General features: G+C 65.6%; 15 protein-coding genes and 1 tRNA gene. 8 read left to right on the top strand and 8 right to left on the bottom strand.

What is annotated here, in order from left to right; translation table 11 throughout:
* Positions 1 to 136 precede the first annotated feature (136 nt).
* The gene (locus LG661_RS22010; protein ID WP_230534156.1) at positions 137 to 1759 is read right to left on the bottom strand and encodes an ABC-F family ATP-binding cassette domain-containing protein; all 1623 of its coding nucleotides are present in this window, start codon (positions 1757 to 1759) and stop codon (positions 137 to 139) included.
* Positions 1760 to 1895: 136 nt separating this feature from the next.
* Positions 1896 to 2351: a MarR family winged helix-turn-helix transcriptional regulator gene (locus LG661_RS22005; RefSeq protein ID WP_230534155.1), complete on the bottom strand. Its 456-nt coding sequence runs from the start codon at positions 2349 to 2351 to the stop codon at positions 1896 to 1898.
* A 147-nt stretch (positions 2352 to 2498) separates the two neighbouring features.
* Between LG661_RS22005 and LG661_RS22000 the strand changes: the two genes are divergently transcribed.
* From LG661_RS22000 to rpoD, 3 genes are all read left to right on the top strand, one after another.
* Positions 2499 to 2912, top strand: a complete 414-nt coding sequence (locus LG661_RS22000) for an organic hydroperoxide resistance protein (protein ID WP_230534154.1) — start codon at positions 2499 to 2501, stop codon at positions 2910 to 2912.
* A 178-nt stretch (positions 2913 to 3090) separates the two neighbouring features.
* On the top strand, positions 3091 to 4983 hold the full coding sequence (gene dnaG, locus LG661_RS21995; protein WP_230534153.1) for a DNA primase: 1893 nt from the start codon (positions 3091 to 3093) through the stop codon (positions 4981 to 4983).
* A gap of 193 nt (positions 4984 to 5176) precedes the next feature.
* On the top strand, positions 5177 to 7168 hold the full coding sequence (rpoD, locus tag LG661_RS21990) for an RNA polymerase sigma factor RpoD (protein ID WP_230534152.1): 1992 nt from the start codon (positions 5177 to 5179) through the stop codon (positions 7166 to 7168).
* A 36-nt stretch (positions 7169 to 7204) separates the two neighbouring features.
* Here the strand turns inward: rpoD and LG661_RS21985 are convergent, their stop codons facing one another.
* From LG661_RS21985 to LG661_RS21975, 4 genes are all read right to left on the bottom strand, one after another.
* Positions 7205 to 8467, bottom strand: coding sequence for an MgtC/SapB family protein (locus LG661_RS21985; RefSeq protein ID WP_230534151.1), 1263 nt, complete (start codon positions 8465 to 8467; stop codon positions 7205 to 7207).
* Positions 8468 to 8579: 112 nt separating this feature from the next.
* Positions 8580 to 9428, bottom strand: coding sequence for a serine hydrolase domain-containing protein (locus LG661_RS21980; RefSeq protein ID WP_322098907.1), 849 nt, complete (start codon positions 9426 to 9428; stop codon positions 8580 to 8582).
* Positions 9425 to 9661: a hypothetical protein gene (locus tag LG661_RS25270; protein ID WP_322098906.1), complete on the bottom strand. Its 237-nt coding sequence runs from the start codon at positions 9659 to 9661 to the stop codon at positions 9425 to 9427. Before LG661_RS25270 ends, LG661_RS21980 begins: the two co-directional genes overlap by 4 nt.
* A gap of 167 nt (positions 9662 to 9828) precedes the next feature.
* Positions 9829 to 11043, bottom strand: a complete 1215-nt coding sequence (locus LG661_RS21975; protein WP_230534150.1) for a CAP domain-containing protein — start codon at positions 11041 to 11043, stop codon at positions 9829 to 9831.
* A 296-nt stretch (positions 11044 to 11339) separates the two neighbouring features.
* Between LG661_RS21975 and LG661_RS21970 the strand changes: the two genes are divergently transcribed.
* Positions 11340 to 11816: a YkgJ family cysteine cluster protein gene (locus LG661_RS21970; protein ID WP_230534149.1), complete on the top strand. Its 477-nt coding sequence runs from the start codon at positions 11340 to 11342 to the stop codon at positions 11814 to 11816.
* A 131-nt stretch (positions 11817 to 11947) separates the two neighbouring features.
* Positions 11948 to 13171: an MFS transporter gene (locus LG661_RS21965; RefSeq protein WP_230534148.1), complete on the top strand. Its 1224-nt coding sequence runs from the start codon at positions 11948 to 11950 to the stop codon at positions 13169 to 13171.
* Between the two features lie 10 nt (positions 13172 to 13181).
* Here LG661_RS21965 and LG661_RS21960 read toward each other — a convergent pair whose 3' ends face one another.
* The gene (locus tag LG661_RS21960; RefSeq protein ID WP_230534147.1) at positions 13182 to 13802 is read right to left on the bottom strand and encodes a TIGR02466 family protein; all 621 of its coding nucleotides are present in this window, start codon (positions 13800 to 13802) and stop codon (positions 13182 to 13184) included.
* A gap of 130 nt (positions 13803 to 13932) precedes the next feature.
* On the opposite strand from LG661_RS21960, the gene LG661_RS21955 reads away from it, so the two are divergent.
* Positions 13933 to 15153 carry an adenylate/guanylate cyclase domain-containing protein gene (locus LG661_RS21955; RefSeq protein ID WP_230534146.1) on the top strand — a complete coding sequence of 407 codons (1221 nt, stop codon included), beginning with the start codon at positions 13933 to 13935 and terminating at the stop codon, positions 15151 to 15153.
* On the opposite strand, the gene LG661_RS21950 is transcribed toward LG661_RS21955, so the two are convergent.
* Positions 15141 to 16130 (bottom strand): glutathione S-transferase family protein, encoded by a 990-nt coding sequence (locus tag LG661_RS21950; protein WP_230534145.1) that lies wholly within the window; start codon positions 16128 to 16130, stop codon positions 15141 to 15143. The two genes, LG661_RS21955 and LG661_RS21950, sit on opposite strands and share 13 nt — an antisense overlap.
* A 276-nt stretch (positions 16131 to 16406) precedes the next feature.
* On the opposite strand from LG661_RS21950, the gene LG661_RS21945 reads away from it, so the two are divergent.
* Together LG661_RS21945 and LG661_RS21940 are read left to right on the top strand one after the other, a co-directional pair.
* Positions 16407 to 16482, top strand: a tRNA-Ile gene (locus LG661_RS21945).
* 99 nt (positions 16483 to 16581) lie between these two features.
* A complete protein-coding gene (locus LG661_RS21940) occupies positions 16582 to 16827 on the top strand; it encodes a DUF6538 domain-containing protein (protein ID WP_230534144.1) in 246 nt (81 codons plus the stop codon).
* The last annotated feature ends 42 nt before the right edge of the window (positions 16828 to 16869 follow it).

The following is a 16869-nucleotide window of genomic DNA, read 5'->3' as shown; positions in this document are numbered from 1 at the left end:
GGATCACCGGAACAGGGCCGGTGATGAGGAGGGTGTCGGCTCTGGGGAGTGTCATTCCCGGCCGAAGCGCAGCGGAGGGGAAGGGGATCCCGGTTGCCGCTGCGCCGAAAAGGGGCGGGCCGAAAGTCCCGCCGCCCTAGTGCCGCAGGCCCGGCGCTTCCTGGCCGGTGCGGGCCACGTATTCCGTGTAGCCGCCGCCGTATTGATGGTTGCCCTCCGGCGTGAGTTCGAGGACGCGGTTGGAGAGGGCGGCGAGGAAGTGGCGGTCGTGGGAGACGAAGAGCATGGTGCCTTCGTATTTCGACAGCGCCTCGATCAGCATTTCCTTCGTCGCGATGTCGAGGTGGTTGGTGGGCTCGTCGAGCACCAGGAAGTTCGGCGGGTCGTAGAGCATCTTGGCCATGACGAGGCGGGCCTTCTCGCCGCCCGAGAGCACGCGGCATTTCTTCTCCGCATCGTCGCCCGAGAAGCCGAAGCAGCCGGCGAGCGTGCGCAGCGAGCCCTGGCCTGCCTGCGGGAAGGAATCCTCCAGGAACTCGAAGACCGTGCGGTCGCCGTCGAGCACCTCCATGGCGTGCTGGGCGAAATAACCCACCTTCACGCTGGCGCCGATCGTGACCGTCCCGTCATCGGGCTCCGCGCTGCCCGTCACGAGCTTCAGGAGCGTCGACTTGCCCGCGCCGTTGACGCCCATGACGCACCAGCGCTCCCTGCGGCGCACCGCGAAATCCAGCCCCTCGTAGATGCTCCGGTTGCCATAGCGCTTGTGGACGTTCTTGAGCATCACCACGTCGTCGCCCGAGCGCGGCGCGGGCAGGAACTCGAAGGCCACGGATTGGCGGCGCCGCGGCGGCTCCACGCGCTCGATCTTGTCGAGCTTCTTGACCCGGCTCTGCACCTGCGCGGCATGCGAGGCGCGCGCCTTGAAGCGCTCGATGAACTTGATCTCCTTCGCCAGCATCGCCTGCTGGCGCTCGAACTGCGCCAGCTGCTGCTTCTCGTTGAGCGCGCGCTGCTGCTCGTAGAATTCGTAATCGCCGGAATAGGTGGTGAGCGATCCGCCGTCGATCTCCAGGATCTTGTTGACGATGCGGTTCATGAAGGCGCGGTCGTGGGAGGTCATGAGCAGCGCGCCCTCGTAGCCCTGAAGGAATTCCTCCAGCCAGATCAGGCTTTCGAGATCGAGATGGTTGCTCGGCTCGTCGAGGAGCATCACGTCCGGACGCATGAGGAGAATGCGGGCGAGCGCCACGCGCATCTTCCAGCCGCCGGAGAGAGCGCCCACGTCGCCGTCCATCATTTCCTGGCTGAAGCCCAAGCCCGCCAGGACCTCCCGCGCGCGCCCTTCCAGGGAATAGCCGTCGAGCTCCTCGTAGCGCGCCTGCACCTCGCCATAGCGCTCGATGACCTTGTCGAGGTTGTCCGCCTGGTCAGGATCGACCATCGCGGCCTCCAGCTCCCGGAGTTCGGCCGCGACCTCGCTCACGGGACCGGCTCCGTCCATCACCTCGGCCACGGCGCTGCGGCCCGCCATCTCGCCCACATCCTGGCTGAAATAGCCGATGGTGACGCCGCGATCGGTGGAGACCTGGCCCTCGTCCGGCTGCTCCTCTTTGGTGATCATGCGAAAGAGCGTCGTCTTGCCCGCGCCGTTGGGGCCGACCAGGCCGATCTTCTCCCCCTTCTGGAGGGTTGCGGAAGCCTCGATGAAGAGAATCCGGTGGCTGTTCTGCTTGGTGACGTTCTCGACGCGAATCATGGGGGTACTAAAAAGCCTTGGAAGGTTGCGGCGGGCTTATGGCATGGGCCGTGCGCGCGGGCGAGTGTTCCGGATCGGGCAAAATGTCAGGGGCGCGGCCGTCAGCCGGCCGCGGGGCAGCCTTCCTCGAACGGCGTCAGGACTTCGCCTGCATCAGGTGGTCGCGAAGCCGGACGATATCGACCTGCAGGCGGCCGAGCGCCTCGGGCGTGAGGCCGGTCGCCTCGAGAATGCAGGCCGGAACCTCGGCGGCCTGCTGGCGCAGGGCGCGTCCCTGGTCCGTCAGCCGCACGCGGACCTGGCGCTCGTCGCGCGGATCCCGGCTCCTCTGCACATGGCCCATGGCCTCCAGCCGCTTGATGAGCGGGGTGAGGGTGCTCGATTCAAGGAAGAGCCTGTCCCCGATGCCGCCCACGGTCTGGTCGTCCTGCTCCCAGAGGGCCACCATCACGAGATATTGCGGGTAGGTCAGCCCCAGGCGGTCGAGCAGCGGCTTATAGACCCGGCCGAAGGCGTGGTTCGTGGCGTAGACGGCAAAGCACAGGAAGTCGACGAGCTTCAGGGAATCCGTCGAGGCGGTCGTATCGGGCATGGGGGATCTCCTGCGCGATACATAAATCGTATGCGATCAAATCGCAAGCAGTTGACGGTGCGGTCGACTCGTGCCATTTATATCGTGCACGATTAGTTGGATATCGATCAAAATAGTCAGATCTTCACCCGAGAAAAGGAAAGCCCAATGTCCGTGAATGTCCTCTACCGCGCTACCGGTGGACGCGACGGCCGCTCCGGCACCCTCGACGGTGCGCTCGACGTCAAGCTCGTCACGCCCAAGGAGCTGGGCGGCGGCGGAGGGGAGGGCGTCAACCCTGAGCAGCTCTTTGCTACCGGCTATGCGGCCTGCTTCCTCGGCGCGCTGAAGTTCGTCGCCTCCCAGGGCGGACCCAAGATCCCGGCGGAGGCCACCGTGACCTCCACCGTCGGCATCGGTCCGCGGGCGGCAGGCGGCTTCGGCCTCGAGATCGCTCTCGATGTCTCCCTGCCGGGCATCGAGCGGGATGAGGTCGTGGCGCTGGTGGAAAAGGCCCACCAGGTCTGCCCGTACTCCAACGCCACCCGCAACAACATCGACGTGAAGCTCACCGTCGCGTGAGGCAAGACATGGCGGCGCCGGGTTCACCGGCGCCGCCGGTTTCTCGCAGGCACTCAGCGAAAGATATCGGGGCCAGCCCGGAGACGGTGGGGCCCTGTGGATTGCGGGCACAGCAAGCCTCGGCTTTTCTCGATTCCAGCGCCCTAGTTTAAGGACGAGGTTTGGAGATTTACGCCTCGTGCGCTACCCGCCCCAAATTCTGGAAGAGATCCGCGCTCGGCTGCCGGTTTCGGCTGTCGTGGGCAAGCGCGTGCGCTTGAAGAAGGCGGGGCGCGAGTGGAAGGGGCTCTCGCCCTTCAACGCGGAGAAGACGCCGTCCTTCTACGTGAACGACCAGAAGCAGTTCTACCATTGCTTCTCCTCCGGCAAGCACGGGGACATCTTCACCTTTCTCATGGAGACGGAGGGGCTCTCCTTCCCCGAGGCCGTGGAGCGGCTGGCGGGCGAAGCCGGTGTGCCGCTGCCCAGGCTCACCCGCGAGGACCGGGCGGAGGAGGTCCGGCGCAAGAGCCTCCACGACGTCATGGAACTGGCGACCGAGTTCTTCGAGGCCTCCCTCCAGGGCCGCTTCGGGGCGAAGGCCCGGGACTACCTGGCGGGACGATCGCTCAGCCGCGAGACTCAAGGACGCTTCCGCATCGGCTATGCGCCGCCGGAGCAGCACGCCCTGCGGGACCATCTCGCGGGCAAGGGCGTCCCCGTCGAGATGATGATCGAGGCGGGCCTCCTGATATCCGGCGAGGACGTGAAGATCCCCTACGACCGCTTCCGCGACCGGGTGATGTTCCCGATCTGCGACGTGCGCGGCCGGGTGATCGCCTTCGGCGGACGCGCCATGAGCGCCGATGCCCGGGCGAAGTATCTGAACTCGCCCGACACTCCGCTCTTCAACAAGGGGCGGCTCCTCTACAACCACCACCTCGCCCGCCAGCCGGCCCATGACCGGGGCACGGTGATCGCGGTGGAAGGCTATGTGGACGTGATCTCGTTGAGCATCGCGGGCTTTCCCAACGTGGTCGCGCCGCTCGGCACGGCGCTCACCGAGGACCAGCTGACCCTGCTCTGGCGCATGGCGGACGAGCCGATCCTCTGCTTCGACGGCGACAAGGCCGGCCAGCGGGCCGCCTACCGGGCGCTCGAGACGGCCCTGCCGAGCCTGACCGCGGGCAAGTCCCTGCGCTTCGCTATCCTTCCCGAAGGGCAGGATCCCGACGATCTGGCCCGGGCCGGGGGGGCGGCCGCGGTGGAGCGGGTCCTCGGCGCCGCAAGGCCCCTGGTGGACATCCTCTGGGCGCGGGAGATGGAGGCGGGGCCCCTCGACACCCCGGAGCGGAGGGCCGCCCTGGAGCGGCGTCTGCGCGAATCGCTGTCGCTGATTCGCGACGAAACCCTGAAGAAATACTACCGGGAGGAGGTCGAGACCCGCCTTTCGGCCCTGAATCCCGATTCCCGACCGAACCGGTTCAACCGGAAAGGAGGGGGAGGTCGGTACGAGCGCCGCGGGCCTGCCCCGACCCTGCCGAGCACCCGTCTGAGCGTGTCTCCGCTGCTCGCCCGCAGCCCGCTTTTCGCCGGCGGATCGACCGAGAGTCCGCGGGAGGCGATCATCCTCTGTACTTTCCTGGTGCATCCCGAGCTCCTGCAGAATCATGCGGAAATCCTTGCAGGGCTTGAACTTGAGGGGCGCTCCACCCAGATAGTGCGTAACCTGCTGCTCGACGGAGCGGCCAGTGGGGAGCCTGCCGACATCGATATCATGAGGGCCCGCCTGGAGCGGGCCGGCCTAGGGTCGGTTGCGGACAGACTGACCGCATTGGTGCGTCCCGGCGACCGCTGGATGCTCGATCCGCACGCGGATCCCTTGCGGCTTGAGGACGCATTGCGGCAGGCGATCACCTTGCATCGTCGTGCACGCACGTTACATAGCGAACTTCGGGCAGCTGAACGCGCGCTCGCCGAAGAGGACAATGAGGCCAATCTCGCCTGGCTGCGGGAGGTCCAGAACCAGCTGTCCTCCGTCGAGGGTGCCGAGGCCGACCGGGACGGCGGCGCTCCCAGCCGGGAGCATTGACATCCCAGGGTCAGAGCATGGCAGAGGCGGGCAGGAGCGGTTCGAGCAGGGGATGGTTAACGGTTAGTCAAACGATTGACTGTTTCATGGTTGGGAAAAAATTTCGGGTGGTAGGGCCCCAGAGCTTTGCCGCCCATTCGCGCATCGTCGAGCCCGCTGGGGGGACGGACGGAGCGCCGGAGTAGAGCAAAGCATGGCGACGAAGGAAACCGAACGGGACGAGGCCGATACCGCAGCGCGCGAGCCGCAAAGCGACGGGCCGCTTCTCGACCTGAGCGATGCCGCCGTCAAGCGGATGATCAAGCTCGCGAAGAAGCGCGGCTATGTCACCTATGACGAGTTGAACGAGGTTCTGCCTCCGGAGGAGTTCTCCTCGGAGCAGATCGAGGACGTGCTCGGCCAGCTCTCCGAGATGGGCATCAACGTCGTTGAGGCCGAGGAGACCGAGGAGGGCGCTCAGCCCGAGGCCGAAGAGGACGAAGTCGAAGGCGGCGATCTCGTCGAGACCTCCCAGACCCGCGCGGTCGCGGTGCGCGAGACCACGGCCAAGGAGCCGACGGACCGCACGGACGATCCCGTTCGCATGTACCTGCGCGAGATGGGCTCGGTGGAGCTTCTGTCGCGTGAGGGCGAGATCGCCATCGCCAAGCGCATCGAGGCCGGCCGCGAGGCCATGATCGCGGGCCTCTGCGAAAGCCCGCTGACCTTCCAGGCCATCATCATCTGGCGCGACGAGCTCAACGAAGGCCGGGTGCTTCTGCGCGACATCATCGACCTCGAGGCCACCTATGCCGGCCCGGACGGCAAGGGCGCTCCCAAGGTGGACGCTCTCGGCGAGGAGGCCGAGGAACAGGCCGCCGAAGGCGACGAGGCGACCCCGCCCGAAGGCGAGATGGACGATGACGACCTGGAGAACAACGTGTCGCTCTCGGCCATGGAAGCCGAGCTGAAGCCGCGCGTTCTCGAGACCTTCGACTCGATCGCCGACAACTACAAGAAGCTGCGCCGCCTGCAGGTCGAGCATGTGGAACAGCGCATGCAGAACAAGCAGCTGACGCCGGCCCAGGAGCGCAAGTACCGCGAGCTGAAGGCCGACATCGTCGCGTCCGTGAAGTCGCTCTCGCTCAACAACAACCGCATCGAGGCGCTGGTCGAGCAGCTCTACGACATCAACAAGCGGCTCATCTCCCATGAGGGCCGCCTGATGCGCCTGGCCGAAAGCCACGGCGTCGCCCGCGAGGACTTCCTCAAGCACTACCAGGGCTGGGAGCTCGATCCCAAGTGGGTGCTGCGTGTGTCCAAGCTCGGCGGCAGGGGCTGGAAGGACTTCGTCGCCAAGGCGAAGGACCATATCCACGAGCTGCGCGAGCAGATCCACAACCTCGCGAGCGAGACGGGCCTGGAGATCCAGGAATTCCGCCGCATCGTGATGATGGTGCAGAAGGGCGAGCGCGAGGCGCGCCAGGCGAAGAAGGAAATGATCGAGGCCAACCTGCGCCTCGTGATCTCCATCGCCAAGAAGTACACGAACCGCGGCCTTCAGTTCCTGGACCTGATCCAGGAGGGCAATATCGGCCTCATGAAGGCGGTCGATAAGTTCGAGTACCGGCGCGGCTATAAGTTCTCGACCTACGCCACCTGGTGGATCCGGCAGGCGATCACCCGTTCGATCGCCGACCAGGCCCGCACGATCCGCATCCCGGTGCACATGATCGAGACGATCAACAAGATCGTCCGCACCTCGCGCCAGATGCTGCACGAGATCGGCCGCGAGCCGACCCCGGAGGAGCTGGCGGAAAAGCTCGCCATGCCGCTGGAGAAGGTGCGCAAGGTCCTGAAGATCGCCAAGGAGCCGATCTCCCTCGAGACGCCTATCGGCGACGAGGAGGATTCGCATCTCGGCGACTTCATCGAGGACAAGAACGCGATCCTGCCCATCGACGCGGCGATCCAGAGCAATCTTCGTGAGACAACGACGCGAGTTCTCGCATCGTTGACCCCGCGCGAGGAGCGCGTGCTGCGCATGCGCTTCGGCATCGGCATGAACACCGACCACACCCTCGAGGAGGTCGGCCAGCAGTTCTCGGTGACTCGCGAGCGCATCCGCCAGATCGAGGCGAAGGCGCTGCGCAAGCTGAAGCACCCCTCGCGGTCGCGGAAGCTCCGGAGCTTCCTGGACAACTAAGCCAATCGAAAAGGCGGGCCTCGGAGCCCGCCTTTTTCATGCGCCAAGCGTGACGAATGCGATGCCGCCCGCGGCAATCGCGGCGGCGCTCGCGCCTGACACGATCCAGCCTGCCTTCCCTGTTCCCAAGCTGAACGCCATGCCGGCCTTCACCACTGTGTTGACGGCGGCGGCGGCGCCGATGCCGAGCACGGCCGTCGCGAGGCCAATGTCGCCCTGCGACAGGCGCGCGAGCGAGAGCGTGATCGCATCCACGTCCGCGATGCCGGAGAGCGCCGCGAGCACGATAAGGCCCGCGCCGCCCATTTCGGTGCTGATGACCTTCGCCAGAAGGCTGATGACGGCGATGAGGCCCGCCAGCTTCAGGGCCGTGCCGAGATCGAAGGGATTCTTGATATCGAGCTGGGGCCGCTCGGTGCTGCCCCGCCCGTGGAAGAGGAAGAGCGCGCCTCCCGTTCCCGCCAGGATCGCGCAGGCGGCTCCCAGCGGCCAGGCGAGGGGGACAAGAAGCGCCTTGTTGAGTGCGCTTCCCACGACGATCACACGAAGGACCATGACGGAGCCGGAGAGCAGGATGCCTCCCGCGAGCAGGGGGCTTGCGGCCGGGTGCTCCCGCGCCATGCGCGCCAGCGTCACAGTCGTGGCGGTCGAGGAGGCGACCCCACCGGCGACCGCCGCGAGCGCGACGCCTGCCTGGCTCCCCATGATCCGCACGGCGGTGTAGCCGGCGAAAGAGATGGCGGCGATGATGATCGCGAGCAGCCAGATCTCCGCCGGGTTGACCGCATCCCACGGATCGATGGTCCGGTCCGGCAGGAGCGGCAGGGCCAGGAAGGTCATCGCCAGGAGGATGAGAACGGAGCGGATCTCAAGCCAGGTCAGGCGTCGCAGCCAGGAGTGAAGCGGCTGCTTGAGCGCCAGGATGAGCGTGACGAGGACGCCGGCGGCAATGGCGACCTGAAGATCGCCGAGAACCGCATAGGCCCCTATAGCAAAGGCGAGAAGCGCGGCCACAACCCCGGTGACGCTGAAATTGCCCTCCGTCCGCGCCTCGAGCCAGGCGAAGGCGCTGAAGCCGAGGGCGAAGCCGAGAAAGGAGAGGCCGAGCACGACGGCGTCCGTCAAGCTCGCCAGAATGGCGGACAGGGCTCCGAGCAGGGCAGTGAGCGTAAAGGTGCGCAGGCCCGCGGTGCGCCCGCCCTCCGCCTCGTCCCGCTGCCGCCAGCCGCGCTCGAGCCCGATCAGGAGCCCGATGGCGAGCGCCACCGCAAGGCGAAGGAGAAGAGGGCTGTCGGTCATGCCTGTTCCTGCCACTTGGAGCCGGTCGGAACAACGGTGCGAGATCCGGCCCCGGTCTCGCGGGCCTCCTAGCATGGCCAAGCTTGCGGCAACACCTCCGCTATCGGCAGGATCAGTCTATGGAGCCCGTCGCAGCCGATTCGTCCGCGTCTGCGGGATTGCCCTCGACCGCCGGGATGATGCCGTTCTCCATAAGGCCGTGGAGCTGGCCCACGTAGTTGTCCACCCGCGAGGGCTCCGACGGGTCCGACGTCATGACGACAGTGAGGTCGAGGCTCGGCACGACATAGAGCATCTGCCCGCCATAGCCCCAGGCGTAATAGACCGGGTGTCCCCGCATCTCCCGAATGAACCAGCCGTAGCCGTAGGGATCGCCGGTGAAGGGCGAGCTGGTCCGCGGTGTCCAGGATTGCCTGATCCAGCTCTCCGGCAGCACGCGCTCGCCGTCGATGACGCCGCCAAGGCGGTACATCTCGCCGAAGCGCAGGAGCGCGCGGGGCGAGAGGGCCATCTCGTTGCCGCCGAGATAGATGCCCTGCGGGTCGCGGGTCCAGGGCGGGATCTGGATGTCGAGCGGTTCCCCCAGCCAGTCGCGGGCAAGCTCCAGCGTGCTGCGCTTCGAGGCCCGCGTCAGGGCCGCCGAGAGGAGATGCGTGCTGCCCGTCGAGTAGAGCATGCGTCCGCCGGGCTCGTCCACGAAGGTGCGGGAGAGCGCGTTGCGCACCCAGTTGCCGCTGCTCACCCAGGAGCCGTAATTGCGGCCCGACGTGCGCTCCAGCCCGGCCCGCATGGATAGAAGATGCCCGATGGTGATCTGGGACACGCGCTCGTCCGCATCGTCGGGCACGCTGTTCTCCAGGATCGACACGAGAGGCTGGTCCACGCCCTTCAGGACGCCCTTGTCGATGGCGATGCCCACAAGGGCCGAGATGACGGTCTTCGAGGCGGACTTGATGTTCACGGGGCTGTCGAGGGGGGGGCGCGGAAGGACTGTTCCGCGAGAATGTCGCCGTCATGGGAGACGATGAGAGAGCGGAGATTCTCCAAGCCCTTCGCGCGCTCGACCGTCTCCTCGATGAGCTTGGCGTCAGGCTCCCGCGCCGGTGCAGGCTGGGCCGCAGCACGGAACAGGCAGCCTGAGAGCAGAACGGCGACGAGGCCGGCCTTGAGCGGCCGTGATCGTAGGAAGGCCATGCACGACATCCATTGCTGGCGAAAACGGGACCGGGGAGGGCTCCCGGCAATAACGCCTGCGAAGCCTTCTGGGACCCGTTTGCGACTTCACGGTTTCGCGGTGCTGGCGGAAGGCATGGAAAAGGCGGGCCCTAGCCCGCCTCATCCTTGTGTTTCTCCAGCCTGGTTCAGAGCAGGAAGTCAGACGCGCCGATCAGCGAGACCTTCTCGTTCAGCAGCGTGATCGAATGCCCATCGGCCTTTATGATCACGTCGTCAACGCGGCCGTCCTTGTCGGCGTCGATCTTGGCGATCGAAAGCTCCTTGAAGCTCAGGCCGTTGCTGCGCAGATCGAGCCGGTCGACGCCGTTCTGGAAATCCTTGATTGTGTCGGAGCCCCACTTGCCGCGGAAGCGGAAGCTGTCCGCGCCCGAGCCGCCGACGAGATAGTCGTCGCCGGAGCTGCCGAGGAGGACGTCCTTGCCCGAACTCCCGTAGAGCTTGTCGTTGCCGGTGCTGCCATAGATCTTGTCGGTTCCGGCATAGCCGTAGAGCTCGTCGTTGCCTCCATAACCCTTGATGACATCGGCGCCGGAGGTGCCTTTGAGGGTGTTGCCGGACGACGTGCCGGTGATCGTTTCCGTCGTTGGGGTGGGCGTGGTCGGCGAGGAGGTCGCCGTTCCCGTGCCGGACGCGGAAGGATCGACGAGGTCGAGCTTCACGTTCTTCGTGCCGATGGTGACCTGCTTCGTCACCGGCGTGATGCCGCCGCCAGTGAATGTGACGGTGTAGGTGCCGGCCGCGAGCGCGAGGCTGTAGCCGCCCGCGCTCTGCGTGGTGGTGGCGTATTTGGCGCCGGAGCTGCTCACGGCGGTGATGGCGATGCCGCCGAGCGCCTCGCCCACGTCGTAGGAACGGTCGGTGTCCTTGTCGTCGAACGCCACGCCGGTGAGGAAAACCTTCGAGCCGGAGCGCGCGAAGTTCTCCGTGACGAAAGCGCCGTCCCAGCCCTTGTACTCGCCCGTCTCGAAGCCGATGCCGACCTCGCGGAAATTGGCGTTGAGGATATTCGCCTTGTGGCCCGCGCTGTTCATCAGGTTCGTGTGAAGGAGCTTCACCTCGTCCTGGAAGCCCGTGGGCGAGCGCGTGCTGGCCCAGGCGATATTCTCGGCGGAGGCCCACGACCCGGTGAAGCTGTAGCCCGCATCCTTCATGCGCTGTGTCGGCGAGGAACCGGATGCGCCCGTATGCGAGAAGGTGTCGGTCGCGATCATCCAGTCGCTGTGCGATTCCGCCGACTCGTTGAGGTCGCCGTTGAAGGCGAGCGGCTGCGCGCCGACCTTGGCGCGTTCGGCATTCACCAGTTCGAGCATGTACTGCTCATAAGCCGTGGCTTGAGACATCAAACAACCCCTTTGCAAAATTGTTGGGGCCCGATTCGACGGGCTTATTGTCAAGGTCTCCCGGGCTAGGGACCAATTGGGAAGATGTTGTGGCGCGCTTGGCAGGTAAGGATTCCTGTAGCTCAAGGCCGCCGATTTCGATGGGTGTTACATTGACGCAGCCCGCCCTTGAAGAGAGGCGCTCCTCAGCCAAGTACAGGTGTGAGTTTTCGGGCATCCTCTCCGACGGTCCGAAGGATTGGGTTCTCGCAATCAGTGACGACCCGGCGCAGCTTCGGGCCACGACAGGAGTTTTCATGGCCGCACGGGTCATCAAGGACGACCAGCCTCGCGTCTATTTCGATTGCAACAAGTGCCCCGCCTTCTGCTGCTCGATCTACGAGCGCGTCGTGGTGACGAAGCGCGACATCAACCGGCTCGCCAAGCATTTCGGCCTCTCCTTCGAGGAGGCGCGGGACCGCTACACCACGCAGTTCGAGGACGAGCGCGTGCTCAAGCGGGTGAAGGACGCGATCTTCGAGCGGACCTGCACCTTCCTCGACCAGAAGACCCGCGGCTGCACGATCTATCATGCGCGTCCCGCCGTCTGCCGCTCCTATCCCGGCCGCTCGCGCTGCGCCTATTACGACGTTCTCCGCTTCGAGCGGGTCCAGCAGGGGGATGAGAGCGTGGTCCCGCAGATCACCATCACCTTCCGCGAGGTCGAGGAAGAGGTGGTGGACAATGCCGAAGGGCCGGAGCCGATCTACGAATGGGGCGAGCGGGAGGAATGAGCGGGGGAATACCCGGCCGGCAACCCAGCCTTGCGTGACATCATGGCGATCGGAAGCGTTTTCTGGTGTATAGCCAGCTTGGAAACGCCTGAAAGCCAAGGTCGACCTTGGCCGCCCGACAAGAAACGCCAATGGACACCAAGTCGCCCGCCATCGCCGTCGCTCCCGTTCGCACCACGGCGGAGACGGTCGCCGTTCCGATCCTGGCCGCCATCAGCGTTTCGCACTGCCTCAACGACCTGATCCAGTCGCTCCTTCCTGCGATCTACCCGATCCTGAAGGCCAATTTTCACCTGGATTTCGGACAGATCGGGCTTCTGACGCTCACCTTCCAGCTCACCGCCTCGCTGCTCCAGCCCCTGGTCGGCATCTACACCGACAGAACGCCCAAGCCCTTCTCCCTCGTCATCGGCATGGGCTTCACCCTCTTCGGCCTGCTGATGCTGTCGCGGGCGGGTTCCTATCCGCTGCTGCTCGCCGGGGCGGCCTTCGTCGGCATGGGGTCCTCCGTCTTCCACCCGGAATCCTCCCGCGTCGCCCGCATGGCGTCGGGCGGGCGGCACGGCCTGGCGCAGTCGGTCTTCCAGGTGGGCGGCAATGCGGGCACGGCGCTCGGGCCGCTGCTCGCCGCCTTCATCGTCGTGCCCTTCGGGCAGTCGAGCATCGCCTGGTTCTCGGCGGTGGCGCTGCTTGCGATGATTATCCTGTTCCAGGTCGGGCGCTGGTACCGGGCAAAGCTCGCCGACATGAAGGCCAGGCCCCGTCCGGCGGAGACAAAGCCTCTTCACACGAGGCGGCGGGTCGCCGCGTCGATCGCGATCCTGATGCTGCTCGTCTTCTCGAAGAACTTCTACATGGCGGGCCTGACCAGCTACTATACGTTCTTCCTCATCGCGAAGTTCCAGGTGTCGGTGCAGGACGCGCAGATCTATCTCTTCGTCTTCCTCGGCGCGGTGGCGGCCGGGACGCTGCTCGGCGGCCCTGTCGGCGACCGGATCGGGCGGCGTTACGTGATCTGGTTCTCGATCCTCGGCGTCCTGCCCTTCACCCTCGCGCTGCCCTACGCGAACCTGTTCTGGACCGCGGTGCTCAGCGTCATCATCGGCCTCATCCTCGCCTCGGCCTTCTCGGCCATCCTCGTCTATGCGACGGAGCTCGTGCCGGGCCGGGTGGGCATGATCGCAGGCCTGTTCTTCGGCCTGTCCTTCGGCATGGGGGGCCTGGGCGCCGCGGTGCTGGGCCATCTCGCCGACCTGACGAGCATCGGGACGGTCTACAGGATCATCTCGTTCCTGCCGGCCATCGGGCTGCTCGCCTATTTCCTGCCGCGCGAGGCGAAGCTGCGCGTGGCGTGAGGACGGGTGCCTACTGCCAGGAATAATTGAAGCTGATGCTGATGCGCTCGCTTTCGGCCTCGTTCAGCGGCACCTCGTGGCGCAGCCAGCTCTCCCAGAGCAGGACCGTGCCGGGGGCGGGCTTCATATAGGCGAATTGCCGGTTCTCCGGCTTCGCCTTCGCCTTGCGCGGCGGGGCCGCCATCATGAAGCCCAGGCGCGGGTCCTCGAGCTTGAGGGCGCTCGCCCCTTCCGGGATCGTCACGTAATAGGTGCCGCTGACCACCGAATGCGGGTGGATATGCGAGGTGTGGATGCCGCCGGGGGGCAGGATGTTGATCCACAGGCTGTCCATGACGAGCTTGCGGCCCTGGAGGTCGAATTCCAGCTCCTTGGCGTAGGCCGCCACATGCTTGTCGATCTCCTTCAGGAGATCCCCGAAGACCGGGACCCGCCAGGGCAGGTCGTTCAGCGAGGCATAGGAGGTGTAGCCCGGATAGCCGTGCTTGGCGCACCAGCGCTGGCCGGCCTCGTCGTCCTCGGCGATGGACAGGCAGGCGGCCTCGAGCTCCGCATTGCGGCGCAAGGCTTTGTCGCCGGTGAGTTCGGCCCGGTAGATCTTGGTGACGAAGAAGGTGTCGATGCTTGCCATGGGGCGGATCTAAAGCGGGGGAGGATTTCTGTCAAAATCATCTCCGGTTTGGGGTGCATAGAGGCTTTTGCGCTCCGAATCGCCCCCGCGACTTGCAGGATCGGTCGGGACAACACACCTTGGCCTTGTCATGCTCTCCTCCGTCTCATCAGCCCTTCCCGACGACCTGCTGACCCTGGCTCGGACCCTCGACGCCGGGACCCTGTCGCGCGTCATTGCCCTGAGGGACTGGCTGGTGACGGCGGCCGCCCGCATGGACGACCCCAACGAGGTCTTGATCGGCTTTATCCAGCATCTGATCGATCTCGGTCTGCCCCTCGACCGGGTGGTCTCGGCCATCGAGACCCTGCACTCGGAATATGCCGGGATCGGGCGGTTCTGGACCCGGGAGGAGGGGGCCGTGGTGCGCTACCTGCCCCACGGGGAGCGCCGCGAGGCCGTCTACCAGACGAGCCCCTTCGCCCATGTGAATCGGACCGGGGAATGGCTGCTCCTTGATCTCGCGGAGACGCCGGACGATCTCTTCCCGGTCGTTCCGGAACTCGAGGAAGCGGGCTACCGCCACTATCTCACCATTCCGATCCGCTTCACCAACGGGGCGGAGAACGGCATCTCCTTTGCGACCCGCTCGCCCGAAGGGTTCGGCGCATATGGGCTCACGATCCTGCGCCTCGTCATGCCCTCCTTCGCCTTGGTGACGGAGCTGCGCGCCACGAGCAACCGGCTCGACGAGGTGCTGCGCATCTATGTGGGGGACGATCCGCACCGGGCGATCCTCTCCGGCGCGATCCAGCGCGGACAGGTGACGCGCATCCGCTCGGCCATCCTCTTCGCCGACATGCGCGACTATACCCGCATCTCGTCCACCCTGGACCCGGAGAGCGCGGTCGAGCTCCTGAACGATTATTTCGACTGCCTCGTGCCGCCCATCGAGGACGAGGGCGGAGAGGTGCTGAAGTATCTGGGCGACGGGCTTCTCGCCATCGTCCGCGACCGGGGCGACGACACGGGCGGCGCGCCGCAATCGGCGCTCACCGCCGCCAGCAAGGCCCTGCTGCGGATCAAGGCCGCCAACAACGAGGGCCGCTTTCCGGTGCCGATCAATGTCGGCATCGCGCTTCATCACGGCTATGCGGCCTACGGCAATGTGGGCTCGGGCCAGCGCCTCGACTTCACCGTGATCGGGCGCGACGTGAATCTCGCGAGCCGCATCGCGGAACTCAACAAGAGCCTGGGTGAACCGCTGCTCATGTCGAAGGCCTTCGTCGAGCATCTCTGGGGCAATCCCTCGGCGCTCGGTGCACATGCGGTCGAAGGCTTCGATGAGCCGATCGAGGTCTACAAGCCCTGATCCGGCAGATGCCCGCGCCCGTGCGGCGCATCGAGGTCCAGGATGGGCCCGAGGGGCACGATGCCGGTGGGATTGATGGTCTTGTGGCTCTCGTAATAGTGCCGCTTGATGTGTTCCATGTTCACGGTCTCGGCGATGCCGGGGATCTGGTAGAGATCCCGCAGATAGCCCGAGAGATGCGGGTAATCCGCAATCCGTCGCAGGTTGCACTTGAAGTGCCCGACATAGACCGGATCGAAGCGCACCAGGGTAGTGAAGAGCCGCCAGTCCGCCTCGGTCAGGCGGCCGCAGAGATAGCGCTGCGACGACAGGCGCTCGTCGAGAAATTCCAGGGTATCGAAGAGGGGGCGGACCGCTTCCTCGTAGGCCGCCTGCGTCGTCGCGAACCCGGCCTTGTAGACCCCGTTGTTGACGGTGTCGTAGATGCGCGCGTTCAAAGCATCGATCTCGGGCCGCAACGCCTCCGGGTAATAGTCGCCCGGCCTTGCCCCGACATCGTCGAAGGCGGAGTTCAGCATGCGGATGATCTCGGAGGATTCGTTGTTCACGATCGTCGAGGCCTTCCTGTCCCAGAGCACCGGCACCGTGACGCGGCCCGTGTAGTCGGGCTGTGCGGCGGTATAGACCTGATGCATGTAGCGCGCCCCGTGGATGGGATCCGGGATGACGCCCGGCCCTTCCTCGAAGCTCCAGCCATGCTCCAGCATGTGCCAATGCACGATGGAAAGCCCGATCATCTCCTCCAGCCCCTTGAGCTTGCGCATGACGAGGGTGCGGTGCGCCCAGGGGCAGGCGAGGGAAACGTAGAGGTGATAGCGCCCGGGCTCGGCCCTGAACCCGCCCGCGCCCGTGGGGCCGGGCGATCCGTCCCGGGTCACCCAGTTCCGGAAGGCCGCCTCCTTGCGCACGAAGCGCCCGCCCGTGGCCTTGGTGTCGTACCACTGGTCGTGCCAGACGCCGTCGACAAGCATTCCCATGCCATTCTCCTCACATCTCAAGGGGGAGAGTCTCGCACGGCCCGGCCAGCCGCGAAACGCCTCTCCAGGCTTCCCGATCCGCCCGTGACGGGCAGAGAGGGCGGATATCCCCGGTAATCAAGAGGGGGACAGCCTTCCATGGCCAGACCGCCCACCGGATTTCCGCAGGAGCGCTGGAAAGCCGCCCCGAGAGGACAGAATGCCATCGCAAAAGCGGCTTGACGGCTCCGGAGATGTATTACAGGAACATGGTGATCCCTTGCCGACCTGTCGGAAGGGCCTGTAGCTCAATGGTTAGAGCCGGCCGCTCATAACGGTCTGGTTGCAGGTTCGAGTCCTGCCGGGCCCACCACTTACTTGCGAAAGCCTTGCTTTCCGGTAAGTTTCTCGAATGGCAAAGCTTTCTCGATCGCGCTGTAACACAAACCTGTCCCACACGGGCGACGAGGATATGGCGCGTCATCCCAATCTTATGCTGCGGAAGGGTGTCTGGTATTTCCGGCGGCGCGTCCCCACAGAGCTTGTTGAGCTATGGGGCAAAGAGTTCATTACCAAGAGCCTGCGGACCGGCGACTATAAAGAGGCCGTGAAGCGGCTTCGCGTTGAGCAGGGCGAGGCTCAGAAGAAGCTTGACGAGTTCCAAGCCCAAGCGGCCCGGCGCTTAGCCGCCGAGCTCCAGAGCCAGATGGGGCACTAGCCTGCCCCATGAGGGTGATCCGGGTGTGATGTTAATTCAGGG

Source organism: Microvirga roseola (assembly GCF_020866965.1).
Classification (GTDB): Bacteria; Pseudomonadota; Alphaproteobacteria; order Rhizobiales; family Beijerinckiaceae; genus Microvirga; species Microvirga roseola.
Note: the sequence above shows the minus strand (reverse complement) of the source record. Positions and strands in the feature narration are given on the sequence as shown.

Bases quoted from the DNA above. Each gene is read 5' to 3' on its own strand.
- LG661_RS21975 (WP_230534150.1), bottom strand. From the start codon at position 11,043: ATGTCTCAAGCCACGGCTTATGAGCAGTACATGCTCGAACTGGTGAAT.
- LG661_RS21955 (WP_230534146.1), top strand. From the start codon at position 13,933: ATGCTCTCCTCCGTCTCATCAGCCCTTCCCGACGACCTGCTGACCCTG.
- LG661_RS25270 (WP_322098906.1), bottom strand. From the start codon at position 9,661: ATGGCCTTCCTACGATCACGGCCGCTCAAGGCCGGCCTCGTCGCCGTT.
- LG661_RS21970 (WP_230534149.1), top strand. From the start codon at position 11,340: ATGGCCGCACGGGTCATCAAGGACGACCAGCCTCGCGTCTATTTCGAT.
- LG661_RS22005 (WP_230534155.1), bottom strand. From the start codon at position 2,351: ATGCCCGATACGACCGCCTCGACGGATTCCCTGAAGCTCGTCGACTTC.
- LG661_RS21960 (WP_230534147.1), bottom strand. From the start codon at position 13,802: ATGGCAAGCATCGACACCTTCTTCGTCACCAAGATCTACCGGGCCGAA.
- LG661_RS22000 (WP_230534154.1), top strand. From the start codon at position 2,499: ATGTCCGTGAATGTCCTCTACCGCGCTACCGGTGGACGCGACGGCCGC.
- LG661_RS21940 (WP_230534144.1), top strand. From the start codon at position 16,582: ATGGCGCGTCATCCCAATCTTATGCTGCGGAAGGGTGTCTGGTATTTC.
- LG661_RS21965 (WP_230534148.1), top strand. From the start codon at position 11,948: ATGGACACCAAGTCGCCCGCCATCGCCGTCGCTCCCGTTCGCACCACG.
- rpoD (WP_230534152.1), top strand. From the start codon at position 5,177: ATGGCGACGAAGGAAACCGAACGGGACGAGGCCGATACCGCAGCGCGC.
- LG661_RS22010 (WP_230534156.1), bottom strand. From the start codon at position 1,759: ATGATTCGCGTCGAGAACGTCACCAAGCAGAACAGCCACCGGATTCTC.
- LG661_RS21985 (WP_230534151.1), bottom strand. From the start codon at position 8,467: ATGACCGACAGCCCTCTTCTCCTTCGCCTTGCGGTGGCGCTCGCCATC.
- LG661_RS21950 (WP_230534145.1), bottom strand. From the start codon at position 16,130: ATGGGAATGCTTGTCGACGGCGTCTGGCACGACCAGTGGTACGACACC.